Annotated in this window: 9 protein-coding genes; 2 read left to right on the forward strand and 7 right to left on the reverse strand. The window is 41.8% G+C overall.

Translation table 11 applies throughout. The features are described 5' to 3' along the window. Positions 1–148: 148 nt before the first annotated feature. The 4 genes from AC07VK_RS07215 to AC07VK_RS07230 all read right to left on the reverse strand — a co-directional run bounded on the left by AC07VK_RS07215 (position 149) and on the right by AC07VK_RS07230 (position 7,298). Complete coding sequence (locus AC07VK_RS07215) at positions 149–862, reverse strand: DUF92 domain-containing protein (protein ID WP_492959348.1); 714 nt, start codon at positions 860–862, stop codon at positions 149–151. Positions 863–1,108: 246 nt separating this feature from the next. Further along, positions 1,109–5,446, reverse strand: a complete 4,338-nt coding sequence (locus tag AC07VK_RS07220) for a PAS domain S-box protein (protein WP_492959350.1) — start codon at positions 5,444–5,446, stop codon at positions 1,109–1,111. A gap of 245 nt (positions 5,447–5,691) precedes the next feature. Continuing rightward, positions 5,692–6,894 carry a sugar transferase gene (locus AC07VK_RS07225; protein WP_492959352.1) on the reverse strand — a complete coding sequence of 401 codons (1,203 nt, stop codon included), beginning with the start codon at positions 6,892–6,894 and terminating at the stop codon, positions 5,692–5,694. Further along, positions 6,894–7,298: a response regulator gene (locus tag AC07VK_RS07230; RefSeq protein WP_492952060.1), complete on the reverse strand. Its 405-nt coding sequence runs from the start codon at positions 7,296–7,298 to the stop codon at positions 6,894–6,896. Before AC07VK_RS07230 ends, AC07VK_RS07225 begins: the two co-directional genes overlap by 1 nt. A gap of 445 nt (positions 7,299–7,743) precedes the next feature. Between AC07VK_RS07230 and AC07VK_RS07235 the strand changes: the two genes are divergently transcribed. Further along, the gene (locus AC07VK_RS07235; RefSeq protein WP_492959354.1) at positions 7,744–10,011 is read left to right on the forward strand and encodes an ATP-binding protein; all 2,268 of its coding nucleotides are present in this window, start codon (positions 7,744–7,746) and stop codon (positions 10,009–10,011) included. Between the two features lie 52 nt (positions 10,012–10,063). Here AC07VK_RS07235 and AC07VK_RS07240 read toward each other — a convergent pair whose 3' ends face one another. After that, positions 10,064–10,798 carry a glycosyltransferase family 32 protein gene (locus AC07VK_RS07240; protein ID WP_492959356.1) on the reverse strand — a complete coding sequence of 245 codons (735 nt, stop codon included), beginning with the start codon at positions 10,796–10,798 and terminating at the stop codon, positions 10,064–10,066. Continuing rightward, complete coding sequence (locus tag AC07VK_RS07245) at positions 10,795–12,321, reverse strand: lipopolysaccharide biosynthesis protein (protein WP_492959358.1); 1,527 nt, start codon at positions 12,319–12,321, stop codon at positions 10,795–10,797. The genes AC07VK_RS07240 and AC07VK_RS07245 overlap by 4 nt, the downstream gene beginning before the upstream one ends. A 111-nt stretch (positions 12,322–12,432) precedes the next feature. On the opposite strand from AC07VK_RS07245, the gene AC07VK_RS07250 reads away from it, so the two are divergent. Further along, positions 12,433–13,182 carry a glycosyltransferase family 2 protein gene (locus AC07VK_RS07250; RefSeq protein ID WP_492959360.1) on the forward strand — a complete coding sequence of 250 codons (750 nt, stop codon included), beginning with the start codon at positions 12,433–12,435 and terminating at the stop codon, positions 13,180–13,182. Here AC07VK_RS07250 and AC07VK_RS07255 read toward each other — a convergent pair. Then, positions 13,174–14,121: a glycosyltransferase family 2 protein gene (locus AC07VK_RS07255; protein ID WP_492959362.1), complete on the reverse strand. Its 948-nt coding sequence runs from the start codon at positions 14,119–14,121 to the stop codon at positions 13,174–13,176. The genes AC07VK_RS07250 and AC07VK_RS07255 overlap by 9 nt on opposite strands. Position 14,122 lies beyond the last annotated feature (1 nt).

A 14,122-nucleotide genomic window follows, 5' to 3' on the forward strand; every position in this document is an offset into this window, starting at 1 on the left:
CCTTAATGCCGGCTTGGTTTTAAGCAGCCTAAATTTACCTGTTCAATAAGGCGAAAACAAGAAAACTATATTTATTTCGAGGAAGTAAGCTTATACAAAAAGCAGTTCCAATATAAACGAACTCTGGAGCCTCCTGGCCTATCGCTGCCTAAAGAAAAACCTCCAACAACACAACCACAACCGCTGCTGTCAATGTATTCAAAAAATTGACCGCATCATTCCCGATCATCCCTTTCCGCTCCAGCACAGCCCCAAGTATGGAATCAGCAAGGTTACCCAGCGTACCTGCAAGAACAATAAAGAAAAAACTGATGTTCCATCCCCATCCAATCGCATAAATGCCAGCAATAATACAGCTACCCGCTATACCGATCAGCGTCCCTTCGAAGCTGATCGCCCCATCCATTCCGCAGCGGTCGGGCTTAAAGGAAATAACATTAAAGAACCGTTTTCCATACACCATTCCCAGCTCGGAAGACAGGGTATCCGCTGTAGCCGAGGCAAAGGCTGCCGCCATTGCCGGAAGCATCAAATAAGTCAGCTGGGGATAAAATAGCGTTACTACACCTGCAATGGCCGCGGCCCCGGCATTGGCCAGCACCTGCATGGCATTACGGCCTTTTTTTTCCTCCTCGCTGGAAGCAAAAGCCTGTTTTTTGTACCGGTACAAGGAGGTGGCAGCAGAACCGAGGATAAAAAACGTGGTCATCATTGCTAGCCCTGGATAACCCGCAGCAATAAAAATAAGGTATGCCAATATCCCGCCCGTAAAAGCGGCCAAAACCGTCAGTTTTTTTGCCAAGATGCTGTAAACTATGCCAGAAATAATGATGATAGGCAAAAAGATACCACTATTGAACATGTCACAAATATATTTGAAATATATTTACGAAAAAGCATATGGAAATATTTGTGCCGTAAACAAGCTACCCAAAACGTCAAAAAATTTATCGTGGCCCCAGGTCTTGGGTCGCCAAAGAGACCGATAAAAGTAAGGCAAGTTGTTCGTCAGTTTGAAAAGGGAACGAACTTCCATTTTACCTGAAATAGATATACCAAATCTAATATTTTGATATAATATTGTCTTACAGGCAGTAATACAACTTGCTTATTGAACATGCGCTTCCAATACTGGAAAAAGCTCGTTAATGCCTACTTTTAGCTCTTCTACCAAATCCAGGACAGCAGAAAATTCATAAATTGAAATAGCCTGAAGTCTTCCGCTTATATCGGCCAGGTTTTCAAGTCCCGCAGAAGTGGACATCCCATAAAGTTTATGTGCTAGGGAAATGAGCATATCATAATCTTCTGGTTGGATGTCTTTATCCAGCTGGCCTGCCGCGGCATGAAGTTGTCCGATGGTTATGCCAATGATCTTTGCGAGTTTTACACGATCGCCGTTAAAGTAACGGTTCAGCTTGGCAATATTAAAATGTTTTTTTTTTGCACCGCCATCCTCTAATTTGCTGTTAAGCGAATTTACTGGCCGCACTAGCCACTTATTGAGTACGGCCGCTATATGTTCTTCTAAAACCGGTTTAGTAATAAAATCATCCATTCCTGCAGCAATACTTTTTTCACGCTCACCCTTCACGTTTGCAGCTGTAAGGGCAATAATAGGAATCCTGGTATGCTCTTCCAATGATCTTATTTTCCTGGCAGATTCATATCCGTTCATTTCAGGCATCTGAATATCCATGAAAATAAGATCAAAAGTTTCGTGCTGAAAAAGGCTAATGCCCAATAAGCCATTTTCTGCCTCCGTTACAACACTTTTCGGGTACAGTTTTTCCAGCAGCGATCGGGTCAAAAATCTGTTAACCTCATTATCCTCAACGATTAAAAACCGGTACTCATGACTTTCTATTGAGTCTATGATTGTAGTATCCTGCCTGTTTTGATAAGATGCTTCCCGTGTCCTTATTCTTGTCAGGGCAAGATAAAGATCATTCATTTTAATCGGCTTAAGTAACCTGTTATCAATATGAAGATCGTTACAGGCTTTGATTATCTTTCCATCATCAGACGAGCTGTGTAAAAGGATTAACGGGATCTCGCCTCCATCTGCGGAAGGGAAATTTTCCCTGATTTTGGCAGCAGTTTCAAGGCCATCCATATACTGCATATGATAATCCAGTAAAATGGCATCATATGTTTGCCCTGCAGCCAGTAATTGCAGTGCCTCAAAACCATTTTTTGCCTGGTCAGAGACAATATTTTTCAGCACAAGCATATCAGACAATATCTGCCTGTTATTATTGTTATCATCTACAATGAGTACCCTGCTGATACTTTCCATTTCAATCCATTCAATCAGGTCGCCTTGTTCATACCGCAGGTTTACATCGAAATAGAAGGTACTTCCTAAGCCTGGTTCGCTCTCCAACTGAAGCTGGCTATCCATCATGTTCAGCAGTTTATTGGAAATGGTGAGCCCCAGTCCTGTTCCGCCATATTTTTTTGTTGTTGAGGAATCTTCTTGCGAGAATGCCTCAAAAATCTTCACTTGTTTGCTTTTGGCAATTCCGATACCGGTATCTCTGACAGAGAACCTCAACAAATGATTATCGCCCTCGCTTTGCAGTGATTCAATTTTAAGCTCTATTTCACCTTCTGTTGTAAATTTTGCCGCATTGCCCAGCAAATTAATTAATACCTGTTTCAACCGCAGCGCATCAGCCCATATAAACCTTGGCAGATCCGGCTGAAGATTCAGCAGCATCTCCAGGTTTTTGGTATGGATCTGATAGTTGGTGATATCGCTGGCCTGCCAGGCAAGTTCGTACAAATCGCACCGATCTATATCAAGTTCAAACTTGCCGGACTCGATTTTGGAGAAATCAAGGATATCGTTAATGATTCCCAATAAGGAATTGGCCGACTGGTGTACTATTTTAAGATACTGCTCCTGCGTGCTGTTCAGCTGGGTTTTCAAGACCAGATCGGTAAAGCCGATTACACCGTTGAGTGGCGTTCTGATCTCATGGCTCATATTGGCCAGGAATTCGGATTTTGCAAAGTTGGCAATATCGGCCCGCAACCGTGCCGTGGTCAGTTCCTGCCGATGCTGCACTGCTGCTGAAATGTCGTGCGTAAAGATCATCATTCCACCGATAGTTTTATCGGCTTTGTACCAAGGAGTCATCTCCCAAGCAATATGCTTTAAGCCTTTAGTTATCGGATTTACATAAATATCTTCATCTTTTTTGATTGTTCTGCCTCTTAGAACTTCCTGATGCACATCTTTACGTTCCTGAGAAAGCTCGGGAAATACCTCGTAATAGGAATAACCTTTTATATCGCCTTCAATCTGGGTATAAGCTTTTATCCATGTGCGGCTCGCCATTAAAAACTGCATGTTATTATCAACCATGGCTACCGATGCAGGTGCATTCTCGATAAAAGCAATCAACAATGCTTTTTCCTGGGCAAGTTCCTGCTGGATCGCTTCTTTCTGGGTAATATCGATTGATATCCCTAAATATCCAATCGTATTGCCATTACTGCTTTTGATTGAGGTAATAGATAATGATACCCTCATCCTTTTAGCATCCTTCGTAATAAAAGTAAAAATTCTTTCCCTTTCCGGGCTATCTGCACACTGTGCATAAAAACCGAATCCAGTTACTTCATCTTTTGTAGCAGCGCTGAAATCAGCACAAATCTCCGAAACTTCCCGCTCGTCATGAAACATGATGGGCGTTTGTTTTCCGACCATTTCTTCGGCTGTATATCCCAGCATGCGTTCAGAGCCTTCATTAAATACGGTAATTGTTCCATCAAGGTCTGTGGCAATAATACTGACCCCAGTAGCTGCCGAAAGTACCTCATCAAGCAGTTTTTTAGATTCGACAACCGCAAGCTGAGCACGTTTCTGCTCATCTATATCCTGCATGGTACCATATATCCTTACCGGAACTCCATTTGCCATTTCTGCTTTACCAATAGCCCTCACCCAGATATTACGGCCATTAAAATCGACGATCTGAAGTTCCTCATCCCATTCCTTCCCGCTGTTCAGGCATTCATCAATAGCTTGCAAGATCCGGTTTCTATTTGGGCCTGGCTCGTAAAAAGCAACGGCATTATCTACCGTCGGGATAAATCCGTCGGGTACGCTATGGATTTCGCGCGTTATTTTTGACCAGTGTAACTGCTGATCTTTGAGATTCAGCTCCCAACCCCCAATTCTTGCCAAACCGCTGGTTTCTTCTAGCAGATCCTTTATATGTATAAGATCGGCCTCCAGTTTTTTCTGGTCTGTAATATCTACCGCATTCCCAACTACATAAGGTTCGCCCTGAAGATCTTTTTGCAAAGTATTTGAATACAACCATAAGCGCTCCTCGCCCGATTTACGCTTAATGATCATATAACCCGTCGAGTGCCCCTTTTCAACTACATCGACCAAATACTGGCGCAGATTAGTATGCCTTTCTGCAGGAATGATATCAAAAAGACTTTTTTTAATCAATTCTGACCTTCTGTAACCGAGCGACCTGGCCCCGGAAGGATTCAGCGAAATCAGGTTTCCATGAATATCATGCGTACACATCAAGCCCTGAGAGCTTTCAAAAAATGCCTTTAATTTTTGTTCACTAACTTTTAAGGCATGGTTTTTTTCCATTTCGACGGTTACATCCCTACCAATTGCGAATACATCACCATCTCTTTCCTCAACTGTAGCTGTCCATTCAATCATCCTGAATCCACCATCCTTTATGGCCACCTGATGGGTAGGATCCCCTTCCTGCTTACGGCTTATCAGATTTTTCCAGATTTTGCTGGCTTGTTCGAGTTCAGCTGCCGGAACAATATCGAGCAGTGTTTTATGCCTGAGCTCCTGTTCTATCCATCCCATTTTGATATCGAAACTGGCATTCATCCGCTTAAATTTCAAATCCTTATCCAGGATACAGATAAGATCGTCGGAATGCTCGAAAAGCAGGCCTATATTCTTGTCTTCAGTCTTTTTTACACGTTCGTGAATGAGTGCACTGATTTCTTCTTCCAGCAGCGAAAGCAATTTTTGCTGGTTTGTTGTGATTTTTTTTGGCACCATATCCATCACCGTTAAGGATCCCAGCACAATGCCATTATTATCCCTTATCGGGTATGCTGCATAAAACCTTATTTTTTCTCCATTAATTATCTCCAGATGCCCATTAAAACGCTCATCATCGAGCACGTCTGCAATGATCAGTGCTTGGGTTAAAGCCAAAGGATAGTTGCACAAGGGCAAAACAGTCTTAACCGCCTTGGCCTTGAGGCCCTTAACGGCTTTACACCACAGTTTGTTGCCATCTGAAAAGGAAATTAAGGAAATCTTGCTTTCACAGATTAAGGCGGCCATCTCGGTAATTCTGTCAAAATCACTTTCCCGGCCCTTCCCTATTACTTCATAACTGTAGGATTTCCTTAAACGTGCGGTTAGATTTTTTTGCATTCCAATATTTTATTTGTTTCAACGGGCACAGATTAGCTCAGCCAATCAATCTTTTTCTCTCAGCGGGTAACCCGTAACAATGCCTCTGTGGAGCTAGTGCCCACAGGGTTTATTAATGGGGTTAGTCCTTAAATATCAGAAAAAAATAGCAGGTATAGCACATCTGGTTTTCTTTTATGCGTTTATTTTATTCACGACCGGGCAAATTAGCCCATTGCCTATTCCCATCAGGCAGTTGTTTGCCGCTATACGTTTTCTTTCTGGAAAAGTGCTGGTATAGTTTTTAAAATAAGCCTGATATCGTTCCAGAAACTCTGCTTCAATGCATATGTGTTATCGAGTATTAGCCGTTCTTCTTCGCTCATTTCACCCCTTCCGCGTTTTTCTACCTGCCATAAACCTGTTATCCCAGCAGGTGCGGCAAACCTTAGCACATATTTATCTGTAGTTAGTTTTTCGGCTTCATATATGGGCAATGGCCTGTTGCCAACAATACTCATATCGCCCTTTATTACATTCCAAAGCTGCGGCAATTCATCTATGCTGGTATTCCGGATAAAATTACCAACACGGGTTACCCTCGGATCATTGGCGATTTTAAAAAACGCTGATCCGCTTTTTTGCGTACTCAAATACACATCGTCCTTTTCACACCACTGGGCTCCGTCAGCATAAACAGGATACTGGCATTTCCCCTGTGACATGCAGGAGCTACAGAGTTTAAAATCTGTTTTGCGGGCTTCTTTTTTTTCCTGATCAACATCGTATTGGTTCAAATGTTTAAGGTCTTTAATCTTTTGATCTGCATTCACGTACATTGACCTGAATTTATAAAAACGAAAAACTTTGAAGCCCGTGCCGCTCCTTAACGAATAGTAAAATACCGGACCTTTGGATTCTACCCATATCGATATTGCGACCACTAATAATAAGGGAAACAGCAAGATCAGGGCTAATCCTGCAAAAAACACGTCAAATAAGCGCTTGGCAAAACCGATATGATATACCGGTCTGCTGGTTATTTTCACCTCACGGTTGAGTGCATCCCAGTTATTAACGAGGAACACAAGCCGTTTTTCGAGGCGTTCTTTTTCTACAGGCAGCCTAAAAACATCAGAAACGCCAGCCGTTAAGGCCAATATCCTTAAGTTCGAATTAAAATACCTTACAACCAGAAAAAAGGGAACTGAAGGCATCTGCCTTTTTTTTAGTGTTTCGAGCAGGGAAAGCCCACCGTTCGACAGGATTTCGCTATTAGAAATAACAGCTGTAACATTTAACTGTTGCTCTATCCATTCCTGTATAAGCCTTAATCCATTTTCAAAACGAACGATTTGCATATCGTCAAAATAGCACGCGTCAAAATCAATATGCTGAAAATCCCTTTCAAAACCTACAAGGGCAATTACCGGGTTATTCATTTGGTCGGGCTTCACCGCATGCTCCATTACGAAAGTTTTTTACCTGCTCGCCTTAGTACCATTTTAATCCTTGCCTCGAGTTCTGCTGGGTTAAAAGGTTTAATCACAAAGTCATCTGCCCCTGCATCCATGCATTTAATCCGTTTATCCGAACTCTCCTCGCCTGATAAGATCATAATCGGCAAGGAATGGAAAAAGTCGCTCATTTTTAACTGTTCAATTAATTCGAGGCCGTTCATGTTCGGCGTATTCAAATCAGAAATAATAAGGTCAGGAATGTTGCCACTTTGCAGGAAAGTTAATGCACTTAGGCCGTCAGGCCGTATATCAATCTGGTAGTTCGCTGTGAGGATCTCTTCGAGTATTGCTTGCATAAACTCATCATCCTCAACCAAGAGTAAACGAGTTTTGGGGTTGTTGGTTTGGGTCATGATAGGGACTAATTGCAACGCATTGATTTTTTATAAAACCGGTTTAGAAAAGATAATAGTTTAAACAATTCTAGAAGAAAACGGTTTTCTCTACTATCACTATTGTCAGTTTTACAATCAAAAATAGAACCGAAATTTAAATAACAGTATTCTGAATTTGATTATCTTAATGTCGTTGTACAATTATAAAAAAAAATCAGATTAATCCCTATTATTTTCCTAAACGCTGAAAGAATAAATAAAATACTGTAAACGAGCCATATGTTATAAAAAAGGCGACAAATCTACTGTATAAGAAAGCAGTTAATACCTGTCCGTATAGCCCTACTACCCCGTAACCGCCGGGTCGACAACAACAATCGGACTTTTGGATACTAAATTCGTTCAGGTTCTGTATTAGCGGATTATTTTTTTATAAATTTAGCGTGTTATTAAATCTTTCCTGATGAACAGCTTTTCCTTATCCCTTGATCCCGCACAATTGAACAGGCTTTTCCCTTATTTTATCCTGCTGGATAGCAATATGAAGATACTGCATATTGGCGATAAACTGAAAAATATTTATGCCGATTGTCAGAACGGAAACTTGTTTGATTATTTTGAACTTCATGAATTAAACGGTAAAGGGCAATTTCCGTTGGGCGAACCGCTTCTCATCAGCCCGAGGCGTACAGGTGGAAAAATAAAAGGGCGCTGGGAAAGATCTGCCGAACAGGAACTGTTATTTTTTGCCGGGGCAGACTATATCGAACAAAATGGGCCTGGTGAGATAAATGGAAAAAACAGCGCTACTGCAGATACACTTCCTTTGCCCAACACCCACCATTTCGACAGAATCCTCGGAAATATGGGCTTTGGCTTTATAGAGATGGATACTGCAGGCAGAATACAGTATGCCAATAAACGTTTCTGTGCCATGTCCGGCTATGCTCTGGATAATATGTACCAGCAAATGCCTGATGTGCTTTTTGGCAACGATTTTTTCACAGCAGATTATAAAGATGAGGATCCGGGAGAAACAGATGCAGCATTGCATGAGATTGTATTTACTGATGCCCAAGGCAATCAAAGACTATGGTTGGCCGGCCGTGCGGTAAACTACAATGAAAGAAACGAAAATACAGGCTGGACAAGCATCTGTTTTGATGTAAGCGATCATAAAAGCTTTGAACAGGAACTGATTACGGCCAGGAAAGATGCTGAACAGGCTGCCACCATCAAAGCGATGTTTTTGGCCAATATGAGCCATGAAATCAGAACCCCCATGAATGCCATTATCAGCATGACTAACCTGCTTTCCAAAACCACGCTTACCGAAGAACAGGATTACTATATTCAAACTGCGCAAACAGCTTCAAAAAGTCTCCTAGTCATTATTGATGACATTTTAGACCTCTCTAAAATTGATGCAGGAAAGCTCAATCTGGAACAAATTGGCTTTAGCTTACCAATGGTATTTAGTGAAGTAATGCAGGTGGTTACGCACAAGGCTATAAAACGCGGACTGGAGATCAGTTACCTTCCGCCAGCGGATATCGAAATATCGTCGGTACTGATTGGCGACCCTTACCGGATAACCCAGGTTGTACTTAATTTATTGACCAATGCCATTAAATTTACCGAAAAAGGTTCAGTGCTGTTAACAGCTATTGTAAGAGCGGACAGCGAGACTTACCAGGAAATTGAAGTTTTGGTGAAAGATACCGGTATTGGAATGGATCCTGAATTTTTAAGCCGCCTGTTCGATAATTTTAGCCAGGAGTATGAATCTGTAACACGCAAATATGGTGGCACAGGTTTAGGCATGAGTATTTCACAAAAACTGGTCGCACAAATGGGCGGTTATTTTAATGTAAAAAGCGAGAAAGGCCGGGGCTCAGAAATTTCCTTTGTTATTAAACTCGAAAAAGGAAAAACAGCCGATGTACCTGCCGAAACAAAGATTACCCACAACGAAGATTTATTTGCAGGACGCAAAATTCTGATTGTGGACGACAACGAGATGAACAGACTGGTGGCCAGTACGATTTTACTGGGCTATGGCCCGCAGATAATGATTGCCGAAAATGGCGAAATAGCCCTAGAAATGTTGAAAGAAGAGGCTTATGATATCATTCTGATGGATATACAGATGCCTGTTCTTAACGGCTATGATACCACCAAAGCCCTTAGGTCAGGTGGATATACGGGCGTAATCATTGCACTCACTGCCTCGGCCATTGAAGGTGAAAGAGAGAAATGTTTGGCCGCCGGAATGGACGACTACATTACCAAGCCAATAAACGAAGAGCTGTTGATTGGTGTGATTGATAACTGGATTCAAAAAACGGCAAGTCCGGTTATTGCTCCTGATATTGATTTACCATTGTATAACCTTGACGGGCTACGTGTTATCAGCAAGGGACGCGAAGATTTTGTAACCAAAATGATCGAAATGTTTTGCGGACAAATACCCGACGCTTTAAAACAACTCAATCAAGCTAGCGCCGATGGTGACCTTGAACAGTTATCTAAACTGGCCCACAAACTCAAATCCACTATTGATCATTTGGCCATTTTACCGCTTCAGCGTATCATAAGAGAAATTGAAGCAGTGGATGAGGGAATTATCCCTGCTCCTAAACTAACAGAAATGATTGCAGAGGTGAACGATGTGCTTAACCGGGTAATGGCCGAACTCAGGGAAGAAATTGTGATCAGAAATAGTCAGTAAACCAATTCTGACAAGAACAGGTTGGCAATTCAAACAATTCTCCGTGGGGATTTCAGCGCCCCAGGAGCTTTCTATATATCCTAGACAAAGAATCGGATACGCTTTTCCCTAACAGCTGGTTGGATAGTTTCCCCATCAGGCTATAATCAGCATCTGAAATCCACGAAGCTGCGAAATGATGAATGCAATAGGTATTCGCTGTAATTTTTAGCTTCAGCGTTTTCCAGCTTTTCGGGCTAAAAAACTCACTGGGATAAATCGTGCAATAGCCATCAAGCTGCTGAAAGGAATTATTTAACTGCAGTCCTTTTTCTGCTTTCATAAACGCGGTGATGCTTTCGGTATTCGGCATAGTATCTGGCTTTCCGTTTGCCAGGTAAAAACTCCTGTTGTCGTAATAAGTCAGTAAGTCATTTATCCAGCTGCCATCCCTCTTGCTTCCCATAATTGCTGATGAAAGCAAAAGATTATCTTCAAAACCTGTAAAGGCTAAATTGCCAAGCATTGCCTCATCCAGTGGTTTTAAAAGCTCCACATCTGTGTCGAAATAAATGCCTCCCATATTTTTCAAAGCATATAAGCGGCAAACATCAGAAACAAAAGCAAATTTACGCTCGCGGTAAGCCTCTGCACTATATTGGTAACTGTTTACATCAAAATTCTCCTCATTCCATTCTACAATGCGATAATCGGGAAGGTATTTTTCCCAGGAAGCCAGGCAGTTGAGTACCAGCTCAGGTTTTTCTCCTTTACCAAACCAGCAATAGTGGATTATTTTAGGTATCATAGCTTCACTTTATTTAAGACCTTTCTATAACCTTCAGCAAGCGTAACCCGATCAAACTGCATAAATAGCGTAATCACAAGCAAAATCAGCCCAATTAGCATACAATTCAGGATAAAGGTAAACCAGGATGTAACTGTAATCAAACCGATACTTCTCCAGCCATAAGTTACCGCAATCAGCAAAGTAAAACCGGCTAATCCCCTCACAATCTTAAAAAAGAAATAGCTCCTTTTCTCTTTCAGGCAATGTGCCGCGTAAATAGGTGTGAAAGTAAGGTGGCTAAATACGCCGCTTATTGCTGCTGCAAACGGGATGGCATATATCCCCAGGCTGCTGTACAGGCAAAGTAATATCACCAGTACAAAATTCAGTACGGCTATAAAAATGCCCCAGATGGAGGCAATCCTCAGTTTATTGGTGATGATAAAAACATGATGCACCGTTTCTACTGTGCCATGAACGATGAAAGGCAATAAGGTTATCACCGAAAGCAGGTGGAGCGCGCTGGAATCCTGGGTTGGCAGCCATAGCCTGAAAAAATCGCCACCATAAACAAAAAATACAGCCAGGGGCAACAGTACAACTATAAAAATAGCCTTAAACGACAAGTTAAGGGTACTTTTAAGTTTCCCCATATCTTCCTGGGCATAGGCTTTTAGCATTTCGGGTAGAAATATGGGTACCACAATTCCCAGCAGGATGTAAATTGCATTGGGTATGAACTTGGTTAATGAAAGAAAACCCATGCCTGAGGCACCAAAAAAGTGGTTTGCAATTAATAAATCCAGTTGGGTATTGATTACATTCGACAGGGCAATGATAGAATTCCACATACCGAAACCCGCAATCAGCGAAAGCGCACTCCAGGAAAAAAGCGTCCTGTCAATCACCACTTCAGGGAGGAGTCTTTTGGTAAGCCTGTAATTTGCAAAACATATGTAAATTGCTGTTAATACCGTTACCAGCCCCAGAAAATAAATTTTAGGCTTAAAAAGATAAAACAGGAATGCCACGGCACAAAGTTTCACCACATTGGATATAATATTGATATAAGCGAGCTTATCGAATCTGTTGACGGCAAATGCTGCGACCGAAAAAACCGCTGAAGAAACATTGATCACCAGACTGAAGAAAATGAATACAAACAGTAACCGTACATCATCAAAAAGGCCCGGCGGAATATCGAGTATATTATTAATGAACAGACAGAATAACGCACTCAATACAATGAAACCAAGCGATATTAGCATATTGCCAAACAAGATGGAGTTGAAATAAACATTCACTTCTTTGACGTCTTTTTTTTCGAGGCTGATGGTGATATACCGGCTCGACATGGAGTTTAGTGCAGTTGTAATAATCCCTGCATACATCACAAAGTTATTGGAAAGGGGGAAGAAACCATAAGCCTCTTTACCCAGGTGCGTCACAATATAAGGGGTAAGAAAGAAAGAAATCCCTACACCAGAAAGTGCACTAAAAAAGTTGGAAACCAGGTTAACAACAAAACGTCTTCTATCCATATCAATAGCTGCCCTAAAGTAATGGTTTTATTTGAATATCATCGGTGCCCGAATACATTATCATAAAATTTTAGCTATTTTGGTCAAACGAAAAGACATAACTAAAAAAGATTGGAGCCACTTGTATCAATTGTTACCCCATGCTATAATTCAGCTGCTTTTATAACAGAAACCCTTAATGCTGTACTTGCCCAGCACTATACAAACTGGGAACTGATTGTTGTAGATGACCACTCAACTGATAATACCTGCCAGATCGTTGAAGCCTTTGCCAGCCGGCACAATGGTATCCGGCTGATAGCGCTAAAGGAGAATGGAGGCGTATCGAATGCCCGAAATATCGGTTTGGCAGAAGCGAAAGGCAAATACATCGCGTTTCTGGATAGTGATGATATCTGGCTTAATGATAAGCTTAGCCGACAGGTAAATTACATGGAAAAAGAACTCCTACCTCTTACATTCTGTGCCTATAAGCGCATTAATGAACAAGGGAAAGTAATTTCAGGTCAGGTTCCGGTCCCATATACCGTAAATTATAATGCGCTCCTTGCCCATAACGTGGTTATATTTTCGACTTCTATGATGTTAAAAAGTGCCATTGGCGACTTAAAGTTTAGCCGGGCAGGTCATGAAGACTGGATCTTTTTACTTAAACTGCTCAAACAGTGCGGCCAGGGTTATGGCATTAACCAGCCTCTCGCCTATTATCGGGTAAGACAAAATTCAGTTTCGTCGAACAAACTCAAAGCAATTGCTTATACCTGGAAAATATTCAGGGAAAGCGAGGGCATAGGTTTTCTCAGATCGGCAATTTTACTTGGGAGATATGCTGTTTCTGCCAGCCTTAAGAGATTAAGATGAGCCTTTAGCGGGTAATACCATTCCCAGGTTTTTGCTATGTTTTGTGTGTGTAAAGTTCCACCAAAGTCCGTTGAGCACCTGTTTAGCCAAATCCCGCCTTCCCCGGGTTAGATAACTCAATACCGCTTTTGGACAGGCGACAAAACAAAAATACAGTGAGAACAGCAAAGTAGTAATCCAGCCCGTATTTTTCCGGATAAAAAGCATCCTGTTTCTGGTCATAAAATATACCTTCAGCGGACTTTCCTTTCCCACACTAACAGATTCCTTATGGTAAACATGGGTTTTTCCGGTAAACCAGATCTCTTTGCCAATCCGTTTGAATTTTTCACACCAGTCGAGTTCTTCATAATAGAGAAAATAATTTTCATCCATTAGTCCGGCATTCAACAGATCCTGCCTGCGGCACATCACCGCCGCTCCATGACAGAAAGCGGTGCTATAGCTCTTCAGGAACTGCCCATGGTTACGTTCAAACTGGCCAATATAGGCATTTCTGCCAGTGACATAATTTAAGGGCGTAAAACCAGCATACTGAACCAAATCCTGCTGGTCGAAATAAAGCAATAAGGGCGATAGCAGTCCTATTTTCTGATTAGCATCAAGTTCGGTGTGCATGGTTTCCAGACAACCAGCCGGTATTTCGGTATCGTTGTTCAGTAGTAGAATGTAATCGCCTTTGGCCTGCCTGATTCCCAGATTGTTTCCACCTGCAAAACCAAGATTTTCTACCGAACGGATATAGTGGATATTACCAAAGTAAGGTAAAAATAGATGCGCCTGGTCTTGAGCTGCGCCATTATCTACCAGTATAACTTCAACATCTGCTGCATGGTACGACCTGCTGATAGATTCCAGCAAGGCTATAGTTACGGCCATTTGATGGAAATTAACGGTGATAATTGAGGTCAATGGCATATCCAACTTAAGTATTTTCAAT

The sequence above is a fragment of the Pedobacter sp. GW821-FHT01D05 genome (genome assembly GCF_059422505.1).

Excerpts from the sequence above, each read along its gene's own strand:
- AC07VK_RS07235 (WP_492959354.1), top strand. The coding sequence starts at position 7,744 with ATGAACAGCTTTTCCTTATCCCTTGATCCCGCACAATTGAACAGGCTT.
- AC07VK_RS07245 (WP_492959358.1), bottom strand. The coding sequence starts at position 12,321 with ATGGATAGAAGACGTTTTGTTGTTAACCTGGTTTCCAACTTTTTTAGT.
- AC07VK_RS07215 (WP_492959348.1), bottom strand. The coding sequence starts at position 862 with ATGTTCAATAGTGGTATCTTTTTGCCTATCATCATTATTTCTGGCATA.
- AC07VK_RS07225 (WP_492959352.1), bottom strand. The coding sequence starts at position 6,894 with ATGGAGCATGCGGTGAAGCCCGACCAAATGAATAACCCGGTAATTGCC.
- AC07VK_RS07240 (WP_492959356.1), bottom strand. The coding sequence starts at position 10,798 with ATGATACCTAAAATAATCCACTATTGCTGGTTTGGTAAAGGAGAAAAA.
- AC07VK_RS07230 (WP_492952060.1), bottom strand. The coding sequence starts at position 7,298 with ATGACCCAAACCAACAACCCCAAAACTCGTTTACTCTTGGTTGAGGAT.
- AC07VK_RS07220 (WP_492959350.1), bottom strand. The coding sequence starts at position 5,446 with ATGCAAAAAAATCTAACCGCACGTTTAAGGAAATCCTACAGTTATGAA.